Here is a 24,275-nt window from a genome sequence, read left to right as displayed (position 1 = left end):
GAGTCCTTTCTTCTGACTTTAAATTAAACGCTTACGCCGAACGACGAAGCCAGTGGGCCCAGGCCGCCCTTGAAACCCTGGCCGACGGCCTTGAACTTCCAATCGCCGCCGTTGCGGTACACCTCGCCGAACACCATCGCCGATTCGGTCGAACCGTCTTCCGACAGGTCGTAGCGGGCGATCTCGCCGTTGCCGGCGGCGTTGACGCAGCGGATGAAAGCCTTCTGCACCATGCCGAAGTTCTGGCGGCGTTCGTCGCCTTCGTGGATCGTCGCGCAGATGGCGATGCGTTCCACGTTGGCCGGCACCTTGGTCAGGTCGATGGTGACGGTTTCGTCGTCGCCGTCGCCGGCGCCGGTGCGGTTGTCGCCGGAGTGCGTGACCGACTGGTCCGACGATTTCAGGTTGTTGTAGAAGATGAAGTCATTGTCGGCGCGAACCTTGCCGTCCACTTTCAACAGGAAGGCCGAGCCGTCCAGGTCGAAGTCCTTGCCGTCGGTGCTGCGTACGTCCCAGCCCAGGCCGACCACGATTTTCGACAGGCCGGGAGCTTCCTTGCTCAGATTGACGTTGCCGCCTTTTTGCAGACTGATTGCCATGATGTGATACTCCTAAAAAGAGAACCGGACCTTATTTACACTTGGTGCTGCAGGCGGCGGGCCGTGTCCGTAATTGACGGCCCGCCGGATTCTTGAAAATTTTATGCTGCGATCGCGACGGCGGCTTCCTGCTTGCGGCGGTGGCGTACCGAAGACCACAGCGAGGCGCCGATGAAGGCAACACCAATCAGGCCGGTGAACAGTTCCGGGATGTGGTACTTCATACTTGCCAGCATGATCGCGGCCAGGATACCGATCGCATAGTGCGCGCCGTGCTCCAGGAAGACGAATTCATCGAGCGTGCCCTTCTTCACCAGGTACACCGTCAGCGAGCGGACGAACATCGCGCCGATGGCCAGGCCCAGCATGATGATCACGACGTCGGTGGTGATGGCGAACGCGCCGATCACGCCGTCGAAGCTGAACGAAGCATCCAGCACTTCCAGGTACAGGAAGCCGCCGATACCGCCCTTCTTGACCAGGTCACCGACGTTGCTGCCCTCTTCTTCCTTCTCCAGCAGGTTGCTGATCGCATCGACGCCGACGTAGATCAGGATGCCCCACAGGCCGGACACCAGCACCACCAGCTTGTGCGCTTCGCCTACCAGGCCCATGGAGCCCAGCAGGACGCCCAGCGCAATCATTACCGAGATCGAGGACACCTTGCCCAGCGAGCCGAGTTTCTTCTCGACGTTGCCCAGCCAGTGCACTTCTTTCTCGTCATCGAGCAGGAAGTTCAGGAACACCAGCAGCAGGAACATGCCGCCGAATGCCGCCACTTCCGAATGGTGATTCGTCAGGTGCATCGAATACGTCTTGGGATCGTTCAGCGCCAGGTGCCACACGTCCATGATGCCGATGTCCGCGGCCACCGCCACGATCACCAGCGGGAACAGCAAGCGCATGCCGAACACCGCGATGATGATGCCGACGCCGAGGAACAGTTTCTGCCAGTAGTCGTCCCAGGTCTTCAGCACGGAAGCGTTGACCACCGCGTTGTCGAACGACAGCGATACTTCCATCGCGGCCAGGATCGCGGCGATGCCCACGGCGGACAAGGCGCCGCCCCATCCCGATAGTTCGTAGCCCCACCAGCCCGCTGCGGCCAGGCACAGGAACGTGACGAGGAATGACACTTTGAAGTGTTTCATTCTTTTCTCTCTTGGTTATGAATCGATGGGATGCAGTGTAGAGAACAAACGACTTTTTAAAAATAGAAGATAATTGAAGTATTCCTTCGTAAAAATAGAAGATCATGAAAACCAGCGGATTGAATTTCCGCCACCTGTATTTTTTCTGGATGGTGGCCAAGGAGGGCGGCGTGACGCGCGCGGCCGAGCGGCTGGGGCTGGCCGTGCAGACCATCAGCATGCAGCTGGCGTCGCTGGAGCAATCGATAGGCAAGCAGCTGCTGGAGCCGCAGGGACGGCGGCTGGTGCCGACCGAGGCCGGCAAGCTGGCGCTCATCTATTGCGACCAGATCTTCCTGCTGGGCGACCAGTTGCAGGATGCGCTGGACGAGGCGGAGGCGGGCAAGATGCGGCTGACGGTCGGCATTTCCGATTCGCTGCCCAAGCTGATCGCCTTCCGCCTGCTGCAAGCGACGCAGCAGATGGACCAGCAGGTGCGGCTGGTGTGCATGGAGGATGAATTTGAAAACCTGCTGGCCGACTTGGCGCTGGGCAAGCTGGACGTGGTGCTGACCGACCGCGCCGTGCGCGCCGGCGGCAGCCTGAAGGTGTTCAGCCACCTGCTGGGCGAGAGCGACATGAAGCTGTTCGGCGTTCCCAGGCTGGCGCGCAAATACCGGCGCAACTTCCCGGCCAGCCTGCATGGCGCGCCGCTGCTGCTGCCGACCCGCAACAACGCGCTGCGCGGCCGCATCGACGCCTGGTTCGTGCAGCACGAGGTGCGGCCGGACATCGTCGGCGAGTTTGAAGACAATGCGATGCTGAACACCTTCGGCCGCAACGGGCTGGGCCTGTTCTTCGCGCCGTCGGCGCTGGCGCAGGACATCGAGGATCAGTTCGGCGCGGTGCTGGTGGGCGACGCCCCGGAACTACGGGAACAGTTCTTCGCCATCTCCAGCGCCCGCAAGATCACCCACCCGGCGATCGAGGCCATCCTCGGCGCGGTACACAGCGGCCCGTTCGCCATCGCCGAATAAGGCAGTCACAGGCTGGCCAGCAGCCGGGTCATGTCTTCCTTGCAGATTGCCAGCAGCTTCTTGGCGACGGCGAGTTGGTCCAGGTGCGGTTGCATGGCATCGGCCTGCGCCGGGTCGAACGAGGGCAGGAACTGCTCTTCGATGGTGGCCAGCAGGGTGAATTTGTCGACCAGCGCGTTGAAGTTGGCCAGCACGGCGTCTTCCACCTGCAGCGCGGCCAGCCTGGCCTGGGCGGCGGCGGCCAGTTTGCGGTAGCTGTCCGGCGTTTCCGGCCAGCGCAAGGCCTGGCCGCCTATCTGCGCCAGCAACCACGAATATTCGGTCTGCGCCCGGCTGAATCCATAGATGAACTGCCCGACGCTCTCGTAATATCCCTCGCTCATTTGGTGGCCTTTTTTGTCTTTTTAACCATGCCGCCAACTATACTGGAATCCCAGGCCCCAATTTACGCACATTCTTGCGTCGGCGGCGTTTTTTGCGCTGCGCTGCCGCACAGTCGTTTAAGATGCATGTTTTAACTACCCGAATCGCCGCTCGGCCCCTATGCAAAACCTCATGCTTGTCGTGCTCGCCGTCTTCCTGGTCGCGCTCAATGGATTCTTCGTGGCGGCCGAATTCGGCATCGTCACGCTGCGCAAGACGCGCGTACGCGCCATCGCCAAGACGCAGGGACTCAAGGGCCGCATCCTGGGCAAGGTGCACGGCGAGCTGGACGCCTACCTGTCCGCCTGCCAGCTGGGCATCACGCTGGCCTCGCTGGGCCTGGGCTGGGTCGGCGAACCGGCCTTCGCCAGCCTGCTGGAACCGCTGCTGACGGCCATCGGCGTCACCGCGCCGGAAATCGTCCACGGCATCGCCTTCGTGTTCGCCTTCTGCGTGATCTCCTTCCTCCACATCGTGGTCGGCGAGCTGGCGCCGAAGTCGCTTGCAATCCGCATGCCGGAGGTGATCGGCCTGTGGAGCGCGCTGCCGCTGTACGGCTTTTACTGGACCATGTACCCCTTCATCTGGGTGCTGAACGAGAGCGCCAACATGGTGCTCAAGCTGGCCGGCCTGTCCGGCAAGGGCAGCCACGACAGCCACTATTCGGTCGACGAACTGAAGCTGATCCTGCGCACCAGCCAGCCGGGCGAAAAGTTCAACAAGGATGAGCGCAACATCCTGGCCCACTCGCTGGATTTCAGCGACCTGGCCGTATCCGACCTGATGCGTCCGATTAACGAGGTGATCGGCCTGTACGCCAACCGCCCGCTGAACGACAACCTGCAAACCATGCTGCGCAACCGCTTCAGCCGCTACCCCTACTACGACAAGGATGGCGAGACGGTGCTCGGCGTGGTGCACCTGAAGGACCTGTTCTTCGCCCAGCAGTCGGGCAAGCCGGTGACCGACCTGGTGCCCTTCCTGCGGCCGGTGGAGACGATCTCGGCCCGCACGCCGGCGCTGGAGCAGTTCCGCCGCTTCCGCGACGGCGCGCCGCATTTCGCGCTGATCGGCGAGAAGGGCAAGCGTCCGCTGGGCTTCATCACGCTGGACAACCTGCTGGGCGCGATGGTCGGCGAGATCCACGACGAGTTCCGCCTCAACGAGAACGACTGGCTCAAGCAGCCCGACGGCACGCTGGTCGGCAAGGCCAGCCTGCCGATCTTCTCGCTCGAGCGCACACTGGGCATCGACATCGAAAACGAGGAGCTCGGGCTGGAAGAGGTAGAATCGGTGGGCGGCCTGATTATGCTGAAACTGGGCGATATCCCGAAACAGGGCCAGCGCATCAGTTTCCGCGGTTTCGACATCGTCGCCAAGAAAATGAACGGCCCGCGTATCCTGCTGGTCAAGGTCATCCCGAAGGATGACACCGAGGACAACGCCGACCTGGATTAACCCGGTAGGAGGCACTGTGCTGAGGCGTTCGATCCTGTGCTGTACCCTGCTCTGCCTTGCCGGCGCGCCAGGCGCGGCGCCGGCCGGCGAATGCGGGCATCTGCGTGTCTCCTTCTACGAGGACGGCGCATTGTTCTACCGGGGTCCCGACGGCAGCTGGACCGGCATCGACAAGGACGTGGTCGACGAACTGGCGCGCCGGCTGGGTTGCACCATCGAAGCCAGCGTCGATTCGCGGGTGCGCATCTGGGCCGGCTTGAACGCCGGCACCATCGATATGTCGGTGTCCGCCATCCCGCTACCCGAGCGGGAAAAAATCGGCCCCATCATCCCCTACATGATCGGACGCAATTACGTCCTGCTGCACAAGGACCTGAGCGCGCGCGTCACCAGCATGGAAAGCTTCCTCGCCGATCCACATTACAAGATCGCGGTGGTCAAGAGCTACAAGCACGGCAAGGCTTACGAGGCGTGGCTGGCGCAGCTGCGCGCCCAGGGCCGCGTGTTCGAGACGGCCGATCATCTTTCCATGCTGCGCCTGTTCAAGCTGGGGCGCGTGCAGGCCGTCATGGCGACGCCGACCACCTGGTATCCGCTGGTGAAACAGGAGCAGCTGGCCGGCACCTACAGCGTCATGGACTGGCGGCCCAAGGACAACATCGTCTCCGGACTGATCCTGTCGCGTCGGCGCATCGACGAAGCCACGGCGGCCCGCTTCAGCCAGGCGGTGCGGGCAATGCGCGATGACGGCACGCTGAGGCGCATCTTCACCCGCCACACCGACGCCGAGCGCGCCGCGCAGATGGTCAATTTCTAGGTGCCCTTGGTCCAGTTTTGCAGCAGGCCCAGGCCCACCGCCAGCAAGGTCGGGCCGATGAACAGGCCGACAAAGCCGAACGCCAGCACGCCGCCCATCACGCCCAGCAAGACCAGGATGAACGGCAGGCTGCTGCCGCGGCTGATCAGCATGGGCTTGACCACGTTGTCGACGCCGCTGATCAGGAACATGCCCCATACCAGCATGAAGATGCCCCAGCCGGTACGGCCTTCGTTGAACAGCCAGATCGCCGCGCCGCCCCAGATCAGCGGCGGGCCGACCGGCACCAGCGAGAACAGGAAGGTCGCCACCGACATCAGCGCGACGGCCGGCACGCCGGCGATCAGGAAGCCGATGGCGGCCACGCCGGCCTGCGCCAGCGCGGTGCCGAGCAGGCCGTACATCACGCCGCGCACGGTGCGGCTGACGGTATCGGCCACGGCCACGCTTTGCGCGCCGATCAGTTTATCCATGCCGGTGGCCAGCGCCGCCAGCATGGCGTGGCCGTCGCGGTACAGGAAGAAGCTGACGAACACCGCCAGGCTGACCTGCGCCACGCCGCTGCCCAGCACCATGCCGCCGCCCAGCAGGAAGCGGCGCGCCGGCTCCAGCAGGTTCTTGGCGACGTTCAGCAATTCCTCGCGGCTGCCCAGCAGCTTGCGCAGATAGGTGTCGGCAGCTTCGCCGAGCACCGGAATATCCTTCAGCCACGACGGCGGCACCAAGGTGCCGCTATCGATGCCGGCCTTGATCTGGTCGTAGAAATCGGAGGCGTTGTCGGCCACGTTCCAGGTCACCAGCGCCAGCGGCAGGATGATCAGCAGGGTCAGGCCCAGGCTCATGGTGGCGGCGGCCAGCGCGCGGCGCTGCTTGCATCTGGCCAGCAGGCGCTCGTACAAGGGCCAGCTGGAGATGGTGATGGCGGTGGCGAACAGGATCGCGGCCAGGAACGGCCGCAGCACGGTCAGGCAGCCGATCACCAGCAGGACGACGGCCGCGAGGCGGGTATAGGGTTGGAAGCGCTGTCGCATGCGCCCCGCCTCAGGAGGACAGGGACAACAACTGCTTCACGTCATGCACCAGCGGCGCCGGGCCCTGCCCGCTGCGCACCAGCAGGCGGATCTTGCCCTGCTTGTCGAACACATAGCTGGCGGCGGTGTGGTCCATCGAATAGCTGCCCGGCGTCTTGCCCTCCACCTTGGCGTAGAACACCTTGAAATCCTTGCCGACGGCGGCGGTCTGCTCGGGCGTGCCGTACAGGCCGAGGAAACGCTTGTCGAAGGCCGGCACATATTGCGCCAGCAGTTCGCGCGTGTCGCGCTCCGGGTCGACGGTGACGAACAGCACCTGCACCTGGTCGGCCTGCGGACCCAGCTCCTTCATCACGGCCGACATCTCGGCCATCGTGGTCGGGCAAACGTCCGGGCACTGGGTATAGCCGAAGAACATGATGACGACCTTGCCCCTGAAATCGGCCATGGTGCGCGGCTTGCCGTTATGGTCGGTCAGCGCGAAGTCCTTGGCGAAGGCGGCGCCGGTCAGGTCGGTGTTCTTGAATTCCAGCCGGGGGGCAGGCTTCTCGCCGCAGGCGGCCAGCAATACGGACAGGGCCACCAGGGCCAGGGCGAGGAGTTTTTTCATCAGATCTTGAAGTAGTGGTCCACCAGCAGCGCTGCGAACAGCAGCGACAGGTAGATGATCGACCAGGTGAAGGCCTTGCGGGCCACCAGGTCGGTGTAGTGGCGGTAGATTTTCCACGCGTGGCGCAGGAACACGGCGTTCAGCACGATGGCGCAGGCCAGGTAAATCAGGCCGCTCATGTGCACCACGTACGGCAGCAAGGTGGTGGCGGCCAGCGCGATCGAATACAGCCAGACGTGGAACTGCGTGAACTGCATGCCGTGCGTGACGGGCAGCATCGGCAGGCCGGATTTGGCGTAGTCGTCGCGGCGGTACAGGGCCAGCGCCCAGAAGTGCGGCGGGGTCCAGACGAAGATGATCATCACCAGCAGCCAGGCCTGCATCGGCACGTCGTTGGCGACGGCGGCCCAGCCCAGTGCCGGCGGCATCGCGCCGGACAGGCCGCCGATGACGATGTTCTGCGGCGTGGCCGGCTTCAATATCATGGTGTAGATGATGGCGTAACCGACGAAGGTGACGAAGGTCAGCCACATCGTCAACGGGTTCACCAGCGAGTACAGGATCCACATGCCGGCGCCGCCGATGACGGCGGCGAAGACCACGGTCTGCGTGACGGTGATGTCGCCCAGCGCCATCGGGCGGCGGGCGGTGCGCGCCATGCGGGCGTCGATTTCGCGCTCGGCCAGGCAGTTGACGGCGAACGCGGCGCCGGCCAGCAGCCAGATGCCCGCCGTGGCGGCGATCAACACGTGCCAGTCCGGCATGCCATCGGTGGCCAGGAACATGCCGATCACGGCACAGAATACGGCCAGCTGCGTCACGCGGGGCTTGGTCAGCGCCCAGTACTGTGAAGCGCGGCTGGCGGGTTTGGAGATGGTTTGAGTGGTCATTGGCGTTGCTTGGTGAACTGGGCTTGCCCGAAACCGGCGCCTGAGGCTGCCTTTTTGGCAAGATCGTACTGGTACTTAGCCTTGTAGTTTAACATGGTAAGCAGCAGGACCAGCATCGCCGCCCCGGCGTTGTGCAGCACCGCGATGGCCAGCGGGAAGCTGAGGAAGATGGTGGCGATGCCGCTGGCGATCTGCACCGCCAGCGTGATGGCGATATTGCGCGCGGTCCGGTGCAGCGCCGCGTGCTCCCACGCGCGCCAGGCCGTGTAGCCGGCCACCAGCGCGACGATGAAGCCGAAATTGCGGTGCACCCAGTGGATCGCCGTCAGCGCGGCAAACGGCAGGTAGTGGCCGGCCGCGGTCTTGCCCAGCTCGCGCCACAGGGTGAAGCCGTGTTCGAAGTCCATGTCCGGCACCAGCTTGCCGCCGCACAGAGGGAAATCGGTGCAGGCCAGCGTGGCGTAGTTGGTGCTGGTCCAACCACCCAGCGCCAGCTGCACCAGCAGCAGCGCGGCCGAGGCGCCGGCCAGCAGGCGGATGTTGCGCATCGCCGGCGGCGAGGCCGTCACCGTGCGCACCGGCGAGATCAGCTGGTTCTGGCGGCCGCCGTACCAGGCCAGCAGCGCCAGCAGGCCCATGCCCAGCAGCAGGTGGGTGGTGACGATCACCGGCTGCAGCTTCAGCGTGACGGTCCAGGCGCCGAACGCGCCCTGCAGGCAGACAAAGCCGAACAGCAGCGCCGGCAGCCACGGCGCATATTCCGGCCGTGTGCCTTTCGACTTGCGCCACTGATAAATGGATTGCGCCAGCATCGCCACGATCAGCACGCCGATCGTCATCGCCAGGTAGCGGTGGATCATCTCGATCCAGGCCTTGACCACGGTCACCGGGCCGGTCGGCAGCAGCGCTTCGGCCGCCGTGATCTGCTCATGCGCGAGGAAGGGATTGGCGGCGCCGTAGCAGCCCGGCCAGTCCGGGCAGCCGAGGCCGGAATCGGTCAGCCGCGTGAAGGCGCCGAACACGATCAGGTCGAAGGTCAGGAACACGCTGACCCAGACCAGCTTGCGGTACTTGTTGGCGTCGGACGAGGTCCACACCAGCGACAGCGGCAGCAGCGCGACCAGCAGCGCGGTCACGGCCATTTGGGCGATGGTGGTCGAGTGCATAGCCGGTCAGCCTATCGCCGAAGCCTTCAGCAGCTTGCTGATGTCCTTGTGGACCTTCTTCACCTTCTCGGTGTCGCTGGAGACGGCCCCTTTCGGGAAGCGCATCATCAGGTTGCCCAGCGGGTCGATCAGGTAGACGTGGTCGGACGCGCGGTCGCCGGCGCCTGGCTCCAGCGGCAGCCACTTGTCGATCACGGCGGCCGGCGCGCGCAGCATGCGGGTGCCGTCGTTGACGCGCATCAGCAGCGTGTCGAGCGGCTGGTCGTCGGTGATCATCCACACCCGCTCGATGCGCTCCATCTCCTTGCCCTGCATGGTGCGCAGCTGGCGCATCGCGAACAGCTGGTCCTGGCAATCCTGCCGGCAGTCGGACGGGCCGACCTTCAGCATGATCCACTTGCCCTTGTAGTTCTCCAGCGTGGCGGGCTTGCCGTCCAGCGTGGTGCTGGCCATGGCCGGGATCGGATGCTCGCGCGGATCGATCAGCGCGCCGAAGTTGGTCACCCCGCCCTTGGGCTTGATGACGTAATAAGTAAGGTAGGAGCCGACCAGCGGCGCCGCGCAGACGGCCAGCACCAGCAACAGCTTCCAACGCCCACGGCTTTGATTACTTTTGTTTTCCACGTCTGAATCCGTTCACTACAAAGAAGATAACCGCCATCGCCGACAGTGCGTACCACTGGAAGGCGTAGCCCTGATGTTTTTCCACGCCCAGCGACGGCGCCGGCCAGCCGCGCACCATCCGCGCATCGTCGCCGGCCGGCTTGGCCGGGCTCGTCTGCAGGACCACGAAAGGCTGCATGGTCAGGCCGCTGTCCTTGGCCACCTGCAGCGGATCGGCGTTCTGCACGATGGCTTTCGGCGTCAATACCGGTGTCTTGCCCAACTCCATCACGTGACCGGCATCCAGCCGCGCCGTGCCTTCCAGCGTGACGGTGCCGGCCGGCGTGGCGTAGACCGGCAGTTTGGCGCGGTCGGCCGCGTCGCGCGGCAGCCAGCCGCGCGCCACCAGCACGTGCATGTTCGATCCCGCAATTTTAAACGGCATCAGCAGATAAAAACCCGAGCGGCCGTCCGACGGACGGTTGTCCAGGTACAGCGGCCAGTCGGCGACAAATTCGCCGGTGACGGACACGCGACGGAACTCCACCGCCTCGGCCGCCAGCGGCGCGCCGTCGAGCAGCATCGGCGCGCTGGCGTTGCCCTGCGCCAGCTTGGCCTGCAGCACGATCTTTTGCGCCGCGCGGCGCTGCTGCCAGTTGCCCAGCTGTATGCCGAGCGTGACCACCAGCACGGTCGCCACGAAAGGGATCAGTTTAAAACGGAACGCAATACCCATTACAATGGAACCCCAATCAAACCATCTACCGGTCCTGCCATGAAAATTGCTGTCGCCATCGCGTTTATCCTGATCATCGGCAGCCTGGCTTCCGCCTTCTTCTTCCTGATGCGCGACAAGGGCAAAAGCAACAACACCGTGCGCGCGCTGGCGGTGCGGGTCGGATTGTCGATCGCCCTGTTCGCCGCGCTGCTGATCGCGCACAAACTCGGTTACATCCAGCCGACCGGCATCCGCGGCTAACTCAGTTGCTAAAAAAAATAGCCGCATCCGGGACGGTCCCGCATGCGGCTTTTTCTTCAGCGCCGCAGCAACATCGCTGCGGCATTATATCGTTGTTACAGCCAGTAGACGACGACGTACAGGCCGAGCCAGACGACGTCGACAAAGTGCCAGTACCAGGCCGCGCCTTCGAAGGCGAAGTGATGGTCTGCCGTAAAGTGGCCGCGCAGCACGCGCACCAGCACCACCGACAACATGATCGCGCCCATCGTCACGTGGAAGCCGTGGAAACCGGTCAGCATGAAGAAGGTCGAGCCGTAGATGCCCGAGGTCAGCTTCAGGTTCAGTTCGGTGTAAGCGTGGTGATACTCAAAGGCCTGGAAGCCCATGAAGATCGCGCCCAGGGCGATGGTGGCGAACAGCCAGAACGCCGTCTGCGCACGGTGGCCGGCGCGCAGCGCGTGGTGCGAGATGGTCAGCGTCAGGCCCGAGGTCAGCAGCAACGCGGTGTTGATGGTCGGGATAGGGAACGGACCCATGGTCTTGAATTCCTGCACGGTGCCGGCAGGACCGACGTTACCCCAGTGCGCGGCGAAGTCAGGCCAGATGAACTTGTGGTCCAGGTCGCCCAGCCAAGGCATGGTGATCGTGCGGGCATAGAACAGCGCGCCGAAGAAGGCGCCGAAGAACATCACCTCCGAGAAGATGAACCAGGCCATCGACCAGCGGTAGGAGTGGTCGACGCGCTGGCCGTACTGGCCGCTCTCGGATTCCTTGATGGCCTCGCCGAACCAGAAATACAGCACGGCGATAATCGATGCCAGGCCAATATAGTTCACGACTGGGCCCCACGAAGCATCATTGACCCAGGCCGAAGCGCCGATCATGGTGGTCAGCAGGGACATGCCTGCCAGCAGCGGCCATTTGGATGGACCAGGCACGAAATAGTACGGTGCCGCGGCGTTATGTGAACTCATCTTCATCTCCCTAAATCAACTTTATTCGAGAATGCTACGTTTTACTTTAAAACTACAAACTTGACGATCGTGATCAGCAGTCCGATAAAGCAGGCCACGCCGATCAATGCCGCGATGATGATGTGCACCGGATTCAATTTCGCCGAATCGGTGTCGAAATCGCTCTTGCGGCGCAGGCCGAAAAACGACCAGAACACCGCCTTCATCGAATACATGAACGACGCCTGTTTCTTTTCCTCTTGCATGGCGCTCACCTTTACTTGGATGCGGTCTTGTCCAGACCGCCCACCTCGAAGAAGGTGTACGACAACGTAATCGTCTTCACGTCCCTCGGCAGCGCCGGATCGATGAAGAACACCACCGGCATCTGCCGCGCCTCGTGGGGTTTCAAGCTCTGCTGCTTGAAGCAGAAGCACTCGACCTTCTTGAAGTGCGGCATCGCGCTTTGCGGTGCGTAGCTCGGTATCGCCTGCGCGCTGACTTCGCGGTTCTGGGTGTTGACCACCTCGTACATCACCGTCGCCAGCTCGCCCGGATGCACGGTCATGCTGTGCGTCACCGGACGGAAACGCCACGGACCTTGCGCATTGCCGTCAAACTCGATCGTCACGTCGCGCGTCTTGTCGACCTGCGTGTTCGTATCGGCGCTGACCGTGCCGTCCTTCTGCGTCAGCACGTTGATGCCCAGCGCTTCGCAGATCTGGCGGTAGAACGGGTTCAGCGCGTACGCAAACCCGAACATCAGCACCGCCACCACGATCAGCTTGCCCAGCAGCGTGCGGTTCAGCCCGCCGGTTTCCTTGTCTTCGCTCACGTCGTCAGCTCAGCCACATCCGTTTAACGAACACGGACAGGAAAAAGAACAGTGCCACGCCGGCCAACAGCAGGCCGGTCCTTGCGTTATTCGGCTTCTTCTGTTCGCCCATGATTACTTGAACTGCGGTGGCGTTTCAAAGGTGTGGAACGGTGCTGGCGAAGGCACAGTCCATTCCAGGCCTTCGGCGCCGTCCCATGGCTTCGCTTCGGCTTTCTTGCCGCCGCGGATGGTCGGCAGGATCACGAAGAACAGGAAGAACACTTGCGACAGGCCGAAACCGAAGGCGCCGATGGAGGCGATCATGTTGAAGTCCGTGAACTGCGCCGAGTAGTCGGCGTAGCGGCGCGGCATCCCTGCCAGACCCAGGAAGTGCATCGGGAAGAAGGTGACGTTGAACGTGATCAGCGACAGCCAGAAGTGGGTCTTGCCCATGGTTTCGTTGTACATGTGGCCGGTCCATTTCGGCGACCAGTAGTAGAAGCCTGCGAACAGCGCGAACAGCGAACCGGCCACCAGCACGTAGTGGAAGTGCGCCACCACGTAGTAGGTATCCTGCAGCTGGATGTCGATCGGGGTCACGGCCAGGATCAGGCCGGTGAAGCCGCCGATGGTGAACACGAAGATGAAGCCCACGGCGAACAGCATCGGGGTTTCGAAGGTCATCGAACCCTTCCACATCGTGGCGATCCAGTTGAACACTTTAACGCCGGTCGGCACCGCGATCAGCATGGTCGCGTACATGAAGAACAGCTGCGAGGTCACCGGCATGCCGGTGGTGAACATGTGGTGGGCCCAGACGATGAACGACAGGATGGCGATCGACGCCGTGGCGTACACCATCGAAGCGTAGCCGAACAGCTGCTTGCGGGCGAAGGCCGGCAGGATCTGCGAGACGATGCCGAACGCCGGCAGAATCATGATGTAGACCTCTGGGTGGCCGAAGAACCAGAAGATGTGCTGGTACATGACCGGGTCGCCGCCGCCGGCGGCGTTAAAGAACGAGGTGCCGAAGTGGCGGTCGGTCAGCGTCATGGTGATCGCGCCTGCCAGGACCGGCATCACGGCGATCAGCAGGTAGGCGGTGATCAGCCAGGTCCAGCAGAACATCGGCATTTTCATCAGCGTCATGCCGGGAGCGCGCATGTTCAGGATGGTGACGATGATGTTGATCGAACCCATGATCGACGAGGCGCCCATCAGGTGCATCGCGAAAATCGCCATGTCCATGCCCGGGCCCATCTGGGTCGACAGCGGAGCGTACAGCGTCCAGCCGGCCGCGGTGGCGCCGCCAGGGACCAGGAACGAGGTCGCCAGCAGGATCGCCGCAGGTGGCAGCAGCCAGAACGAGAAGTTGTTCATGCGCGCGAAGGCCATGTCCGACGCGCCGATCTGCAGCGGGATCATCCAGTTGGCGAAGCCGACGAAGGCCGGCATGATCGCGCCGAACACCATCACCAGGCCGTGCATGGTGGTCAGCTGGTTGAAGAACTCAGGCTGGAAGAACTGCAGGCCCGGCTTGAACAGCTCGGTGCGGATCATCAGTGCCAGCACGCCGCCCGAGAGCAGCATGATGAACGAGAACCACAGGTACAGCGTACCGATGTCTTTGTGATTGGTGGCAAACAACCAGCGCGACAAACCATGGGGATGGTCGTGAGCGTGATCGTGATCGTGTGCGTGATCCAAGGTGCTAGTGCTCATTTGTAACGCTCCTGATTACTTACGTGCAGCCACAACTTCGGCTGGTTGAACGATGTTTTCGGCGGCCTTGTTCGACCAGCTATTACGGGTGTAGGTGATGACAGCCGCGATATCCGTATCCGACAGTTGCTTCCAAGCCGGCATTTCGGCGGAGAATTTGCCGCTCTTCTTGCCGTGCAGCAGAACGTTGATCTGTTCAGCCTTGGGACCGTTGACCACTTCCGAGCCGTCCAGCGGTGCGAACGCGCCAGGCACGCCCTTGCCGTTGGCCTGGTGGCAGACCACGCAGTTGGCGCCGTAGACTTTTTCGCCCTTGGTTTTCAGCTCGTCGATGGTCCAGGTCTTGTTTGGATCGTCGGCCAGCGCGGCCATTTCTTTTTTCTTGCCATCGACCCAGGTCTTGTACTCGGCGTCGGTGACGACCTTGACCACGATAGGCATGAAGGCGTGTTCCTTGCCGCACAGCTCGGAGCAGTAGCCGCGATAGGTGCCGGTGTGTTCCGCCTTGAACCAGGTGTCGCGCACGAAACCGGGGATCGCATCCTGCTTGACGCCGAAGGCCGGGATCGACCACGAGTGGATCACGTCGTTGGCGGTGGTGACCATGCGGATTTTCTTGTTGACCGGAACCACGACTTCGTTGTCGACTTCCATCAGGTAGTTGTCGCCGCGCTTCTCGGTCGGCTCGAAGCCGGGAGAGCCCACTTGCGCGCGCGGGGTCGACAGGTTGGACAGGAAGGAGATGCCTTCGCCGTCGCCTTTCAGGTAGTCGTAACCCCATTTCCACTGCATGCCGGTCACTTTGATGGTGATGTCGGCGTTGGAGGTGTCTTTCATGCCGACCACGGTGCGGGTCGCAGGCAATGCCATGCCGATAACGATCAGGAACGGCACCACGGTCCAGGCGATCTCGACCGCGGTGGATTCATGGAAGGTGGCTGGCTTGTGGCCCAGCGACTTGCGGTGCTTGAAGATGGAGTAGAACATCACGCCGAACACGCCGACGAAGATGACCAGGCAGACCAGCATCATCCAGGTGTGCAGGCTGTAGATTTCGGACGCGATCTGGGTCGCTGGAGGCTGCAGGTTCAGTTCCCCTGCCACCGGGCCGCCGGTACCGCCGGTTGCCGCAGCGTAGGTACCCGTCGCGGTCGCCGCCGTGTCAGCCGCCCACGCTGGGATACTTGCCGCCATTACCGACAGCCCGAGCATCAACGATTGAAGTCGCTTCGCATGTTTCATGTTTTCCCCAACCACCCAAGAAATTAAAATATTTTTTTAACGACTCCGGATTTCGGTGAACTGAACCGGCGCCGCTCCTTAAACAACTTCAGGCCCCATGCCAGTCCCGTCTGAAAAAATCTTCATGACGCGACCCCGGCGGGACCTTGCGGCCTTTCACCTCGTCCCCAGATACTGCCCTGTGACAACGCAAAAGCCTGATTCTGCTTAATTCAAATGCTCGTTCGTGCTCGTTTCTGCCCGCATGCACCTCAGGTCGCTGGTTTATAGCTGGCGACGTGACATGCTGGCAAAATTAGTCAATGATTATATATAACAACAACGTCCCACATCAAGAAATAATCCAATCCGCAACTATGGCATAGCCCGGGGAACCACACTGTAACCGCAAACCCGCTACTGGCGCGGCTTTCGTGGTAAGTCAAAGCGGATGATCGCCTCGCCTTTGGACGTCATCCGGGGCGCCGGACGGAAGGCGTGGCCATAAATCACCTCGAAAGTCAGGCCCAGCTTGCCATCCGGCCGGCGTCCGCGCTCCAGCGCGTCCAGCATGCGGCGCCATGCCTGCCTGCCCATCAAGCCCCGCCGCAGCGTGCCCAGCGGATTGCCGCCCAGCGCGCGCACGTCGGCCAACAGGGCTTGCGGCGTGTCGTAGGTGACGGTGATGACTTCCATGTCCAGCACCGGTGTCGAAAAGCCAACTTCCACCAACTGGTCGCCAAAATCGTGCATATCCACGAAAGGCAGCGTGTGCTGGGCCAGGTCGGCCTCGGCAAAGGCAGCCCTCAGCTCGCGGAAAGTGTCCGGCCCGAAGCAGGAAAACATCAGCAGGCTGTTCACCCGCAGCACGCGGCGCCACTCGGCGAACACGCGGTCCGGCTGCGGATGCCAGTGCAGGGCCAGGTTGGACCAGACCAGGTCGACCGAGTTCGGCCCCAGCGGCAGATCGGCGAAATCGCCGCAGACCAGGTCCACGCCTGTCTTGGCCGGCAACAATTTGCTCAACAACTGGTTCAGCGAGGATTGTTTCGCAACCGGCCCCTGCGCCGCAAGCACCATCGCCTCGGCGGCGTCGATACCGAGTATTTGCGCTGCGGGATAAGATTTCTGCAACAGTGGCAGATCGGCACCGGCGCCGCAGCCGGCGTCGAGCACGCGCTGCGGTGCAATTTTGATCAGTTCCAGGCGGTCGAACATGCGCGACGATATTTCCCGGCGCAGGAAATCGGAGGGCTGGATGCGTTCGGGACGGCCAAACAGGGCGCGCACGCGCTCCTGGTCGATCGGCGCGCTTAATTTGGGGGGATTTGCGGGGACTTGCATGGTCGATAAGCGTGTAATGCGATAATGCGGCAGTGTACATGGTTGAAGGCAAAAGCGTGATCGAGCTCCCGACTCACCACACGATACGCCGGCTGCTGGGCCGCGCCAGCGGCGGCTTGCTGCGCGCGCTGCTGCCGCTGTCCTGTTCGCTGTGCGCCGCCGACAGCGACGACCTGCTCTGCCCCGGATGCGCTGCCCAATTTTTCGGCAGCGATGCCGCCGTCCCGCGCTGCCCGTGCTGCGCCAACCCGCTGCCCGCGGGTGCCGACAAGCAGCTGTGCGGCGCCTGCCGCAGCCACCGGCCGGCCTTCGACGTCACGCTGGTGGCGGCCGATTACGCGATGCCGATCGACCAGCTGGTGCTGCAGCTGAAATTCGGCCACCGCCTCGCGTTGGCGACGCTGTTCGCCCACCTGCTGCGCGACGCCGTCCTGCAGCAACCCGGCTTTGCGCTGCCCGCGCTGCTGTGCCCGGTCCCACTCGGCCCCCGCCGGCTGGCCGAACGCGGCTACAATCAGGCCTTGGAAATCGCCAGGCCGCTGGCGCGCAGCCTGGGCGTCGCGCTGCACCCGCGCCTGGCCGTGCGCATGCGCGACACGACGGCCCAGAGCAGCGTCGCCCCCGACCAGCGCCAGCAGAATATCGCCGGCGCCTTCGCCATACCGGACGCGGCCCTGGTGGCGGGCCGCCACATCGGCATCGTCGACGACGTCATGACCAGCGGCCGCACCTTGAACGAACTGGCGGCAACATTGAAGCGCCACGGCGCCGCGCGCGTGAGCAACCTGGTGTTTGCCCGCACGCCGCCCCATTGAACCGATAGAGGAGAATCACCTTGTTTCACGTCGTACTAGTCCAGCCGGAAATTCCACCCAACACCGGCAACGTCATCCGCCTGTGCGCCAACACGGGCGCCCAGCTGCACCTGATCGAGCCGCTGGGCTTTCCGCTGGAGGACTCCAAGCTCAAGCGCGCCGGACTGGATTACCACGAGTACGCCCAGATGAAGGTGCACAAGGATTGGCCAGCCTTCCTGGCCGAGGTGCAGCCCGATCCGGCCCGCATGTACGCGATGACCACGCATGGCTCCTCGCCGTTCGCCAACGCCAGCTTCCAGCCCGGCGACGTATTCGTGTTCGGCTCCGAAACGCGCGGCCTCGACCCGGCCTTCCGCGAAACCTTCCCGCCGGCCCAGCGCATCCGCCTGCCGATGCGCCCCGACAACCGCAGCCTGAACCTGTCGAACACGGTTGCCGTGGTGGTGTTCGAAGCCTGGCGCCAGAACGGCTACGCCGGCGGCGCCTGATACGCCGCAGCGGGCCGCCGCTCGGCGTGCAGCCACACCGACCACGCGACGCCGGCCACCAGCAGCACGATCGCCAGCCATTCCAGCGTATGCGGTGCCCGGCGCTGGTAGAGATAACCGTACAGCAGCCCGAACAGCACTTCGAACAGCAGCAGCTGGCCGGACAAGGTCACCGGCACGCGGCGGCTGGCGATGTTCCACAACTGGTTGCCGATCACCGACGCCGCCGTCGCCACCAGGGTAATCACCAGCCAGAAATGCAGCCAGTCGCGCGGCGGGGCGGCGGCCCTGGATGTCGCCAGCCAGAGCACCGGCGCCAGCAAAAGTGCGACGAGCCCGCTGCTGATGCCGTACAGCCCCGACCACTCGGCGCTGCTGAAGCGAGGGTTGCGCTTGAGGAAGCGTGCGTTGTCGACCGCATACCAGGTCCAGCAGACCAGCGCGCCGAACGCGCACAGCATGCCCGCGGCCAACGTCGGCCATGCGGCGACGCCCTCGCCCCGCGAAAACACTTCGACGTTGATGCACACCATGCCGGCCACCACCAGCAGCAGCGGCCACGCCAGCACACGCAAGGACACCGCGCCATGATCGCGCCGCCCGAGCAAGGTGACACTCAGCGGCAGCAAGCCGATCACCAGCGAAGCACCGGCGACGCCGGCCAGCTGCACGCCGCAAGACAGCAGCAGGTAATAGACGATATTGCCGGCCAGCGCGTGGCGCAGCAGGACCAGATAATCGGACGGCATCAGCCGCCGCAGCAGTCCCGCCAGGCGCGGCGCCAGCAGCACCAGCATGATCAGCCCGTAGGCCAGGTAGCGCCCCAGCGCCAGTTCCAGCGGAGAAAAGTCCCCCAGCCACTTCGGCATCACGAAGATCGTGCCCCACATCGCCCCGGCCGCCAGGCCGCACAACACGCCATACCACATAACGCCTCCTGTCATCGAAGCGGTGATTGTCGGCGCGGACTGCCGGGAAGGATTGTGCGGGACTAGCGGATTTTTGTCTGATCCTGCCGTTCGCGCTTCCGATAGGCCAGCGGCGTGACATCCAGCGCGCGGCGCATCGCATGGGTCAGCGCGCTCTGGTCGGCGTAGCCGGCCGCCGTCGCCAGCTGGGCGATAGGCAGATCGGTTTCCGCCAACTGCCGGCACACCCAGCGCAGACGCATGTCGGTCAGCCAGGCCAGCGGCGTGGTCTGCAGCTCGTCGCGGAACACGCGGTGCAGGCTGCTGACACTCATGTGCGCGGCCCCGGCCATCGTCTCGGTGCTCCACGGCTGGCCGGGATGTGCCTCGATGCGGCTCAAAGCGGCCAACAGCCGTGAAGCCGGCCGGATCTCCTGTTGCGCCAGCGACTCCAGCAGCAGCGGGGTCCAGTTGGCCAGCAAGGCCGGGCTGGCGCCGGATTGCGCGCGCATCAGCGCGATGAAGTCGATCAGCTTGGCCGCCGGCGCGCTGATCGGCGCATACGGCCGCTCGGCCAGCCGTGCGGCGGTTGCCTCGGGCACGGCCGCCAGGTCGAAGTCCAGTATCAGCGATTGATTCGGTTCGCGGGAGAATTGCGTATGGACCAGGCCCGGCTCGATGAACGCAGCGCGCAGCGGGTGCGCGATGCCGCCGGCGCCGTCGATGTCCAGGGTCAGCTTGCCCTTCAGCGGCAGCACCAGCTGGGCGAAGCTGTGCACGCCCGCCGACGGTACGGCATCGTAGCTGCGGAGATCGATTTCGGTAGGCATGGTGCCGTCAGTTTAGCACCTCCGCCGTCAACGGAAATACAGCATGCGGGTGAAGAAGGTGTAGCCGGACTCCAGCCACATCAGCCAGGCCAGCACCAGCAGGCAGGCCGGCGGCGCCAGGATGGCGTACATCAGCGCCGCGCGCTCCCAGCGCAGGTGCATGAACACCGCCACGATCAGCCCGGCCTTGGCCATCATCAGCAGCAGGATCAGCGTCCAGCGCAGATAGCTTTCGACGTGGAAGAAGTCGACCAGGTAGGAAAACGTGCTGAGCACGAACAGCAGCAGCCACACCTTCAGGTACAGGCCGATCGGATGCGTGGTCGATTCCATGGCGCCCCCTACCAAAGATAAAACAGCGCAAAGATGAACACCCAGACCAGGTCGACGAAGTGCCAATACAGGCCGGCGATTTCGACGATGTCGTATTTTTCATAATGGCCGCGCCGCACCCGCGCCGCGATGATGCTCAGGTAGATCACGCCGGCCGTCACGTGCAGGCCGTGGAAGCCGGTGATCATGAAGAAGCAGGCGCCGAACTGCGCCGCGCCGTCCGGATTGACCCAGGGCCGCACGCCCTCGCCGATCAGCTTGCTCCATTCAAACGCCTGCATGCAGACAAAGGTCGCGCCCAGCGCGGCGGTCAGCAGCATCAACCGTGAGCACATCGCCCGCTCGCCCCGGTAGGCGTAGTTGACCGCCATCGCCATCGTGCCGCTGCTGGTGATCAGCACGAACGTCATGATGGCGATCAGTATCAGCGGCAGCTGCGTGCCGCCTATCGTCAGCGAAAACACCTCGCTGGGATTGGGCCAGGCCGCCGTGGTCGAGATGCGCACCGACATATAGCCGGTCAGGAAACTGCCGAAGATGAAGGTGTCGCTGAGTAGGAAGATCCACATCATCGCCTTGCCCCACGGCACGCGGAACGCCTCCCGGTCACCCGACCAGTCCGCCACCATGCCTTGCCAGCCTGCCGTCTTGTCGCTCATGGCGCGCCTCCGCAAATCTGCTGCACCAGTTCCGGCGTCAGCCAGAACAACAGCGCGAACATGAGCAGCCACAATCCCAGCAGGAAATGCCAGTAGCGTGCGCACAGCTGTATCGTCGCCACCCTGCCCGCCGCCCACGTTGCGACAACCAGGCCGCCGATCACGTGCAGGCCGTGCAGTCCGGTGATCAGGTAAAAGAAACTGTTGGCCGGATTGCCGTCCAACGCGAAGTTGGCCGCCATTATGGCTTGCCACGCCCATAGCTGCGAGGCCAGGAAGGCCAGTGAACACAGGCACGCCAAGCCATAGGCACGCCACGACACCGCCGTCTTGCCGCAGTCCGCCGCGCGCCACGCGCGCTGCCACGCAACGCTGGCCAGCGCCAGCAATGCCGTGCTGAGCCACAGCTGCCACGGCACGATCGGCAGCGGCCGCCAATCCGGCAGCCCCATGCGCATCACATAGGCCGCGCTGAACAGGAAGAACAGCATGGCGATCACGCCCATCAGCAGCCACAGGCCGGTGCGCCGGGCGGCGGTGCCGGCATGCCCGGTCACCAGGTAAAGACTGGAATTCATGGCGTGCTTTCCTCCTCGGACAGCTTGGCCGCGGCGCCCGCCGGCCGCCGCCGTGCCTCTTCGTCAGGTCCCTGGTTTTGCGGCAGGTAGTCGCTGTCGCCGTCCTGCCGGCCGTAGTCGTACGCGCCGCGATACACGACCGGCAGCTGCTCGCCCCAGTTGCCGTGCACCGGCGGCGTTTGCGGGGTTTGCCATTCGAGGCTGGCGGCGCGCCACGGATTGCCGCCGGCCACGCGCCCGCGCACCGCGCTCCAGCACAGGTTCAGCAGGAACAACAGCTGCGTCGCACCGACCACCAGCGCGACGATGGTGATGAACGCGTTCAGCGTCTGCGCAGATTCCGGAATGAACGAATAATTTTCATACGCATAGTAACGGCGAGGCATGCCGAGCAAGCCCAGGTAGTGCATCGGGAAGAAGATCAGGTAGGCGCCGATGAAGGTCACCCAGAAATGCACGCGGCCCAGCATGACGTCGTACATGCGCCCGCTGACCTTGGGAAACCAGTGATACAAACCGCCGAACACCGCCAGCACCGGCGACACGCCCATCACCATGTGGAAGTGCGCGACCACGAAGTAGGTGTTGGACAGCGGGATATCCACGCTCACATTGCCAAGGAACAGCCCGGTCAGCCCGCCGATGACAAAGGTGCTGATGAAGCCAACGGCAAACAGCATCGGCACCGTCAGGTGTATGTCGCCGCGCCACAAGGTCAACGTCCAGTTGTAGACCTTGAGCGCGGTCGGCACCGCGATGATCAGCGTGGTGGTGGCGAAGAAGAAGCCGAACAGCGGATGCATGCCGCTCACATACATGTGGTGCGCCCACACCACGAAGCTGAGTCCGCCGATGACGATGATCGCCCACACCATCATCCTGTAGCCGAAGATCTGCTTGCGCGCGTGCACGCTGATCAGGTCGGAAATGATGCCGAACGCCGGCAGCGCCACGATGTACACCTCGGGATGGCCGAAGAACCAGAACAGGTGCTGGAACAGCAGCGGACTGCCGCCCTGGTGCGGCAGGTGCTGGCCCATCGACACCACGGCCGGCATGAAGAAGCTCGTGCCCAGCGCCTTGTCGAACAGCATCATCACGCCGCTGACGAACAGCGCGGGGAAGGCGAACAGCGCCAGGATGGTGGCGGTGAAGATGCCCCATACCGTCAGCGGCATGCGCATCAGTGTCATGCCCTGGGTGCGCGCCTGCAGCACCGTGGTGACGTAGTTCAGCCCGCCCATCGTGGCCGCCGCGATGAACACCAGCAGCGATACCAGCATGACGACGATGCCCCATTCCGTGCCCGGCGTGCCCGGCAGGATGGCTTGCGGCGGATACAGCGTCCAGCCGGCGCCGGTGGGACCGCCCGGCACGAAGAAACTGCCCGCCAGTATCAGCACCGCCAGCAGGTAGAACCAGTAGCTCAGCATGTTCAGGAAGGGAAACACCATGTCGCGCGCGCCGACCATCAGCGGGATCAGGTAGTTGCCGAAGCCGCCCAGGAACAGCGCCGTCAGCAGGTACACCACCATGATCATGCCGTGCATGGTCATGAACTGGTAGTAGCGGCTGGCGTCGATGAAGGCGAACTTGCCGGGAAAGCCCAGCTGCAGCCGCATCAGGTCGGACAGTACCAGCCCCACCATGCCGATCGCCAGCGCCGTGATGGTGTACTGGATCGCGATCACCTTGTGGTCCTGGCTCCACACATAGCGCGTCCAGAAACTCTGGGGATGCCCGCCGCCGTAGCTCATCGTCGCCTCCTACTGCCTGATGGTCTTGATGTAGTCGACCAGTTGCCCAACCTCGGCCGGACTCAGCTGCTGAGCCGGCATGATGGGCTGATAGCCCTTGACGACGCGCGCGGCGGGATTGGTGATCGATTCCCGCAGATACGTCTCGTCCACGTGCACAGAGGCGCCGTCGTTCATGGTTTCGTTTTTGCCGAACAGGCCCTTCCACGTCGGCCCCACGCCGGGATTGCCGTCCACGCTGTGGCAGGCCGCGCAGCCGCGCGACTGCGCCAGCAGCCGGCCCTGTTTGCCGGGCTCGTCGCCGCCGGCCGACACCGCCGACATCCGCGCGGTAAACGTCGGCTGCGCCTCCAGCCAGGCCTGGTAGGCCGGGCCGTCGTCGACCACCACGTAGCTGCGCATGTTGAAATGGCCGATGCCGCACAGCTGCGCGCACATCACCTCGAACTTGCCGGTCCGCGAAGGCGTGAACCAGAACGACGTCACCATGCCCGGCACCATGTTCATGCGGGTGCGGAATTCCGGCACGTAGAAATCGTGCAGCACATCCTGCGCGCGCAGCAGCACGCGCACCGGCCGGCCGACAGGAATATGCACTTCCTGTCCCTCGACCAGCAGGTCGTCCTGGCCGCTGGGATCGGCCGGATTCAGGCCATAGGGATTGCTGTTGTTGATGAAGCGCACGTCGGTACTGCCCAGCTTGCCGTCCTTGCCGGGCAGGCGGTAGTGCCACTGCCACTGCTGGCCCAGCACTTCAAACACCATCGCATGGGCCGGCGGATCGATCAGCTTGGCGTATACCGACAAGCCCGGCGCCAGCATCGCGATGATGCCCACCGTGGTGGCGCCGACCAGCCACCACTCCAGTTTTGTACTGCCATGCGCGGCGGCCGCGCGCACGCCGTCCTGGTGCTTGAACGTCACCAGCGCATACGCCACGAACAGGTGGATGACGACGAACAGCAGGCCGGTGATGGCAAAGGTCAGCAGCAGCGCGTCATCCATCTGCTGCCAGTTCGACGCGATAGGCGTCAGCCACCACGGACTCATGTAATGAAATTCCAGGGCGCCAACTACGATCAGTATCAATACGAGAGCTAACGCCATGGCCTCTTCCTGAAG

Annotated in this window: 29 protein-coding genes; 6 read left to right on the top strand and 23 right to left on the bottom strand. The window is 63.6% G+C overall.

The annotated features are described in order from the left end of the window. Positions 1-23: 23 nt before the first annotated feature. On the bottom strand, positions 24-599 hold the full coding sequence (locus ABWW33_RS05290; RefSeq protein WP_176654681.1) for a TerD family protein: 576 nt from the start codon (positions 597-599) through the stop codon (positions 24-26). Between the two features lie 101 nt (positions 600-700). Continuing rightward, complete coding sequence (locus ABWW33_RS05285; protein WP_176654682.1) at positions 701-1,750, bottom strand: DUF475 domain-containing protein; 1,050 nt, start codon at positions 1,748-1,750, stop codon at positions 701-703. Between the two features lie 104 nt (positions 1,751-1,854). Between ABWW33_RS05285 and nhaR the strand changes: the two genes are divergently transcribed. Further along, positions 1,855-2,766, top strand: a complete 912-nt coding sequence (nhaR, locus tag ABWW33_RS05280; RefSeq protein ID WP_353399695.1) for a transcriptional activator NhaR — start codon at positions 1,855-1,857, stop codon at positions 2,764-2,766. A 5-nt stretch (positions 2,767-2,771) separates the two neighbouring features. Here the strand turns inward: nhaR and ABWW33_RS05275 are convergent, their stop codons facing one another. After that, on the bottom strand, positions 2,772-3,149 hold the full coding sequence (locus ABWW33_RS05275; RefSeq protein ID WP_353399692.1) for a hypothetical protein: 378 nt from the start codon (positions 3,147-3,149) through the stop codon (positions 2,772-2,774). A gap of 160 nt (positions 3,150-3,309) precedes the next feature. On the opposite strand from ABWW33_RS05275, the gene ABWW33_RS05270 reads away from it, so the two are divergent. Together ABWW33_RS05270 and ABWW33_RS05265 are read left to right on the top strand one after the other, a co-directional pair. Further along, positions 3,310-4,647 carry a hemolysin family protein gene (locus ABWW33_RS05270; protein ID WP_176654685.1) on the top strand — a complete coding sequence of 446 codons (1,338 nt, stop codon included), beginning with the start codon at positions 3,310-3,312 and terminating at the stop codon, positions 4,645-4,647. Between the two features lie 16 nt (positions 4,648-4,663). Further along, complete coding sequence (locus ABWW33_RS05265; RefSeq protein WP_353399689.1) at positions 4,664-5,464, top strand: substrate-binding periplasmic protein; 801 nt, start codon at positions 4,664-4,666, stop codon at positions 5,462-5,464. On the opposite strand, the gene ABWW33_RS05260 is transcribed toward ABWW33_RS05265, so the two are convergent. The 6 genes from ABWW33_RS05260 to ABWW33_RS05235 are packed head-to-tail and all read right to left on the bottom strand — an operon-like array spanning position 5,461 to position 10,500. Next, positions 5,461-6,495, bottom strand: a complete 1,035-nt coding sequence (locus tag ABWW33_RS05260) for an AI-2E family transporter (RefSeq protein WP_353399686.1) — start codon at positions 6,493-6,495, stop codon at positions 5,461-5,463. The genes ABWW33_RS05265 and ABWW33_RS05260 overlap by 4 nt on opposite strands. Before the next feature lie 10 nt (positions 6,496-6,505). Beyond that, positions 6,506-7,105: an SCO family protein gene (locus tag ABWW33_RS05255; RefSeq protein WP_353399684.1), complete on the bottom strand. Its 600-nt coding sequence runs from the start codon at positions 7,103-7,105 to the stop codon at positions 6,506-6,508. Next, positions 7,105-7,995 (bottom strand): heme o synthase, encoded by an 891-nt coding sequence (gene cyoE / locus ABWW33_RS05250; RefSeq protein ID WP_176654689.1) that lies wholly within the window; start codon positions 7,993-7,995, stop codon positions 7,105-7,107. Before cyoE ends, ABWW33_RS05255 begins: the two co-directional genes overlap by 1 nt. After that, positions 7,992-9,161, bottom strand: coding sequence for a COX15/CtaA family protein (locus ABWW33_RS05245; protein ID WP_353399680.1), 1,170 nt, complete (start codon positions 9,159-9,161; stop codon positions 7,992-7,994). Before ABWW33_RS05245 ends, cyoE begins: the two co-directional genes overlap by 4 nt. 6 nt (positions 9,162-9,167) lie before the next feature. Further along, positions 9,168-9,785: an SCO family protein gene (locus ABWW33_RS05240; protein ID WP_353399678.1), complete on the bottom strand. Its 618-nt coding sequence runs from the start codon at positions 9,783-9,785 to the stop codon at positions 9,168-9,170. Further along, positions 9,769-10,500 (bottom strand): SURF1 family protein, encoded by a 732-nt coding sequence (locus ABWW33_RS05235; protein ID WP_353399675.1) that lies wholly within the window; start codon positions 10,498-10,500, stop codon positions 9,769-9,771. Before ABWW33_RS05235 ends, ABWW33_RS05240 begins: the two co-directional genes overlap by 17 nt. A 39-nt stretch (positions 10,501-10,539) precedes the next feature. Between ABWW33_RS05235 and ABWW33_RS05230 the strand changes: the two genes are divergently transcribed. Beyond that, on the top strand, positions 10,540-10,743 hold the full coding sequence (locus tag ABWW33_RS05230; RefSeq protein WP_176654692.1) for a twin transmembrane helix small protein: 204 nt from the start codon (positions 10,540-10,542) through the stop codon (positions 10,741-10,743). Positions 10,744-10,838: 95 nt separating this feature from the next. Here ABWW33_RS05230 and ABWW33_RS05225 read toward each other — a convergent pair whose 3' ends face one another. The 7 genes from ABWW33_RS05225 to ABWW33_RS05195 all read right to left on the bottom strand — a co-directional run bounded on the left by ABWW33_RS05225 (position 10,839) and on the right by ABWW33_RS05195 (position 16,782). Then, on the bottom strand, positions 10,839-11,699 hold the full coding sequence (locus ABWW33_RS05225; protein WP_176654693.1) for a cytochrome c oxidase subunit 3: 861 nt from the start codon (positions 11,697-11,699) through the stop codon (positions 10,839-10,841). 41 nt (positions 11,700-11,740) lie between these two features. Further along, positions 11,741-11,944, bottom strand: coding sequence for a DUF2970 domain-containing protein (locus tag ABWW33_RS05220; protein WP_176654694.1), 204 nt, complete (start codon positions 11,942-11,944; stop codon positions 11,741-11,743). Positions 11,945-11,955: 11 nt separating this feature from the next. Further along, on the bottom strand, positions 11,956-12,513 hold the full coding sequence (locus ABWW33_RS05215; RefSeq protein WP_353399670.1) for a cytochrome c oxidase assembly protein: 558 nt from the start codon (positions 12,511-12,513) through the stop codon (positions 11,956-11,958). Between the two features lie 4 nt (positions 12,514-12,517). Continuing rightward, positions 12,518-12,625, bottom strand: coding sequence for a cytochrome oxidase small assembly protein (locus ABWW33_RS05210; protein WP_217430623.1), 108 nt, complete (start codon positions 12,623-12,625; stop codon positions 12,518-12,520). 2 nt (positions 12,626-12,627) lie between these two features. After that, the gene (gene ctaD, locus ABWW33_RS05205) at positions 12,628-14,217 is read right to left on the bottom strand and encodes a cytochrome c oxidase subunit I (RefSeq protein ID WP_176654696.1); all 1,590 of its coding nucleotides are present in this window, start codon (positions 14,215-14,217) and stop codon (positions 12,628-12,630) included. Between the two features lie 15 nt (positions 14,218-14,232). Further along, entirely contained in the window at positions 14,233-15,459 is a 1,227-nt protein-coding gene (gene coxB / locus ABWW33_RS05200; protein ID WP_176654697.1) for a cytochrome c oxidase subunit II, read from the bottom strand. Positions 15,460-15,855: 396 nt separating this feature from the next. Then, positions 15,856-16,782: a methyltransferase domain-containing protein gene (locus tag ABWW33_RS05195; RefSeq protein WP_176654698.1), complete on the bottom strand. Its 927-nt coding sequence runs from the start codon at positions 16,780-16,782 to the stop codon at positions 15,856-15,858. A 38-nt stretch (positions 16,783-16,820) separates the two neighbouring features. On the opposite strand from ABWW33_RS05195, the gene ABWW33_RS05190 reads away from it, so the two are divergent. Together ABWW33_RS05190 and trmL are read left to right on the top strand one after the other, a co-directional pair. Further along, positions 16,821-17,597: a ComFC family protein gene (locus ABWW33_RS05190; RefSeq protein ID WP_353399665.1), complete on the top strand. Its 777-nt coding sequence runs from the start codon at positions 16,821-16,823 to the stop codon at positions 17,595-17,597. 20 nt (positions 17,598-17,617) lie between these two features. Then, positions 17,618-18,088 carry a tRNA (uridine(34)/cytosine(34)/5-carboxymethylaminomethyluridine(34)-2'-O)-methyltransferase TrmL gene (gene trmL / locus ABWW33_RS05185; RefSeq protein WP_176654700.1) on the top strand — a complete coding sequence of 157 codons (471 nt, stop codon included), beginning with the start codon at positions 17,618-17,620 and terminating at the stop codon, positions 18,086-18,088. Here trmL and ABWW33_RS05180 read toward each other — a convergent pair. The 7 genes from ABWW33_RS05180 to ABWW33_RS05150 all read right to left on the bottom strand — a co-directional run bounded on the left by ABWW33_RS05180 (position 18,070) and on the right by ABWW33_RS05150 (position 24,260). Beyond that, positions 18,070-19,017, bottom strand: a complete 948-nt coding sequence (locus ABWW33_RS05180; RefSeq protein WP_353399663.1) for a DMT family transporter — start codon at positions 19,015-19,017, stop codon at positions 18,070-18,072. The genes trmL and ABWW33_RS05180 overlap by 19 nt on opposite strands. Before the next feature lie 62 nt (positions 19,018-19,079). Next, positions 19,080-19,826 carry a helix-turn-helix domain-containing protein gene (locus ABWW33_RS05175; RefSeq protein ID WP_353399660.1) on the bottom strand — a complete coding sequence of 249 codons (747 nt, stop codon included), beginning with the start codon at positions 19,824-19,826 and terminating at the stop codon, positions 19,080-19,082. Positions 19,827-19,853: 27 nt separating this feature from the next. Then, a complete protein-coding gene (locus ABWW33_RS05170; RefSeq protein WP_176654703.1) occupies positions 19,854-20,159 on the bottom strand; it encodes a cytochrome C oxidase subunit IV family protein in 306 nt (101 codons plus the stop codon). A gap of 8 nt (positions 20,160-20,167) precedes the next feature. Continuing rightward, on the bottom strand, positions 20,168-20,818 hold the full coding sequence (locus ABWW33_RS05165) for a heme-copper oxidase subunit III family protein (RefSeq protein ID WP_353399657.1): 651 nt from the start codon (positions 20,816-20,818) through the stop codon (positions 20,168-20,170). Next, a complete protein-coding gene (locus ABWW33_RS05160) occupies positions 20,815-21,396 on the bottom strand; it encodes a cytochrome c oxidase subunit 3 family protein (protein ID WP_353399654.1) in 582 nt (193 codons plus the stop codon). Before ABWW33_RS05160 ends, ABWW33_RS05165 begins: the two co-directional genes overlap by 4 nt. Beyond that, positions 21,393-23,153, bottom strand: coding sequence for a cytochrome c oxidase subunit I (gene ctaD / locus ABWW33_RS05155; protein WP_353399651.1), 1,761 nt, complete (start codon positions 23,151-23,153; stop codon positions 21,393-21,395). Before ctaD (ABWW33_RS05155) ends, ABWW33_RS05160 begins: the two co-directional genes overlap by 4 nt. A 9-nt stretch (positions 23,154-23,162) precedes the next feature. Next, complete coding sequence (locus tag ABWW33_RS05150) at positions 23,163-24,260, bottom strand: c-type cytochrome (RefSeq protein WP_353399649.1); 1,098 nt, start codon at positions 24,258-24,260, stop codon at positions 23,163-23,165. Positions 24,261-24,275 lie beyond the last annotated feature (15 nt).

Origin of the sequence: Duganella hordei (assembly GCF_040369125.1) — a bacterium.
GTDB lineage: Bacteria > Pseudomonadota > Gammaproteobacteria > Burkholderiales > Burkholderiaceae_D > Rugamonas > Rugamonas hordei.
The sequence above is the reverse complement of the archived record's forward strand: the minus strand, read 5'-3'. Positions and strand labels throughout refer to the sequence as shown.

What these genes read in the sequence shown, in the direction of transcription:
- ABWW33_RS05230 (WP_176654692.1), top strand. Translation starts at nt 10,540, where the DNA reads ATGAAAATTGCTGTCGCCATCGCGTTTATCCTGATCATCGGCAGCCTG.
- ABWW33_RS05235 (WP_353399675.1), bottom strand. Translation starts at nt 10,500, where the DNA reads ATGGGTATTGCGTTCCGTTTTAAACTGATCCCTTTCGTGGCGACCGTG.
- ctaD (WP_176654696.1), bottom strand. Translation starts at nt 14,217, where the DNA reads ATGAGCACTAGCACCTTGGATCACGCACACGATCACGATCACGCTCAC.
- ABWW33_RS05275 (WP_353399692.1), bottom strand. Translation starts at nt 3,149, where the DNA reads ATGAGCGAGGGATATTACGAGAGCGTCGGGCAGTTCATCTATGGATTC.
- ctaD (WP_353399651.1), bottom strand. Translation starts at nt 23,153, where the DNA reads ATGAGCTACGGCGGCGGGCATCCCCAGAGTTTCTGGACGCGCTATGTG.
- ABWW33_RS05180 (WP_353399663.1), bottom strand. Translation starts at nt 19,017, where the DNA reads ATGTGGTATGGCGTGTTGTGCGGCCTGGCGGCCGGGGCGATGTGGGGC.
- ABWW33_RS05260 (WP_353399686.1), bottom strand. Translation starts at nt 6,495, where the DNA reads ATGCGACAGCGCTTCCAACCCTATACCCGCCTCGCGGCCGTCGTCCTG.
- ABWW33_RS05225 (WP_176654693.1), bottom strand. Translation starts at nt 11,699, where the DNA reads ATGAGTTCACATAACGCCGCGGCACCGTACTATTTCGTGCCTGGTCCA.
- ABWW33_RS05190 (WP_353399665.1), top strand. Translation starts at nt 16,821, where the DNA reads ATGGTTGAAGGCAAAAGCGTGATCGAGCTCCCGACTCACCACACGATA.
- ABWW33_RS05220 (WP_176654694.1), bottom strand. Translation starts at nt 11,944, where the DNA reads ATGCAAGAGGAAAAGAAACAGGCGTCGTTCATGTATTCGATGAAGGCG.
- ABWW33_RS05270 (WP_176654685.1), top strand. Translation starts at nt 3,310, where the DNA reads ATGCAAAACCTCATGCTTGTCGTGCTCGCCGTCTTCCTGGTCGCGCTC.
- coxB (WP_176654697.1), bottom strand. Translation starts at nt 15,459, where the DNA reads ATGAAACATGCGAAGCGACTTCAATCGTTGATGCTCGGGCTGTCGGTA.
- ABWW33_RS05290 (WP_176654681.1), bottom strand. Translation starts at nt 599, where the DNA reads ATGGCAATCAGTCTGCAAAAAGGCGGCAACGTCAATCTGAGCAAGGAA.
- ABWW33_RS05160 (WP_353399654.1), bottom strand. Translation starts at nt 21,396, where the DNA reads ATGAATTCCAGTCTTTACCTGGTGACCGGGCATGCCGGCACCGCCGCC.
- ABWW33_RS05170 (WP_176654703.1), bottom strand. Translation starts at nt 20,159, where the DNA reads ATGGAATCGACCACGCATCCGATCGGCCTGTACCTGAAGGTGTGGCTG.
- ABWW33_RS05165 (WP_353399657.1), bottom strand. Translation starts at nt 20,818, where the DNA reads ATGAGCGACAAGACGGCAGGCTGGCAAGGCATGGTGGCGGACTGGTCG.
- ABWW33_RS05255 (WP_353399684.1), bottom strand. Translation starts at nt 7,105, where the DNA reads ATGAAAAAACTCCTCGCCCTGGCCCTGGTGGCCCTGTCCGTATTGCTG.
- ABWW33_RS05245 (WP_353399680.1), bottom strand. Translation starts at nt 9,161, where the DNA reads ATGCACTCGACCACCATCGCCCAAATGGCCGTGACCGCGCTGCTGGTC.
- ABWW33_RS05195 (WP_176654698.1), bottom strand. Translation starts at nt 16,782, where the DNA reads ATGCAAGTCCCCGCAAATCCCCCCAAATTAAGCGCGCCGATCGACCAG.
- nhaR (WP_353399695.1), top strand. Translation starts at nt 1,855, where the DNA reads ATGAAAACCAGCGGATTGAATTTCCGCCACCTGTATTTTTTCTGGATG.
- cyoE (WP_176654689.1), bottom strand. Translation starts at nt 7,995, where the DNA reads ATGACCACTCAAACCATCTCCAAACCCGCCAGCCGCGCTTCACAGTAC.
- ABWW33_RS05210 (WP_217430623.1), bottom strand. Translation starts at nt 12,625, where the DNA reads ATGGGCGAACAGAAGAAGCCGAATAACGCAAGGACCGGCCTGCTGTTG.
- ABWW33_RS05285 (WP_176654682.1), bottom strand. Translation starts at nt 1,750, where the DNA reads ATGAAACACTTCAAAGTGTCATTCCTCGTCACGTTCCTGTGCCTGGCC.
- ABWW33_RS05150 (WP_353399649.1), bottom strand. Translation starts at nt 24,260, where the DNA reads ATGGCGTTAGCTCTCGTATTGATACTGATCGTAGTTGGCGCCCTGGAA.
- ABWW33_RS05175 (WP_353399660.1), bottom strand. Translation starts at nt 19,826, where the DNA reads ATGCCTACCGAAATCGATCTCCGCAGCTACGATGCCGTACCGTCGGCG.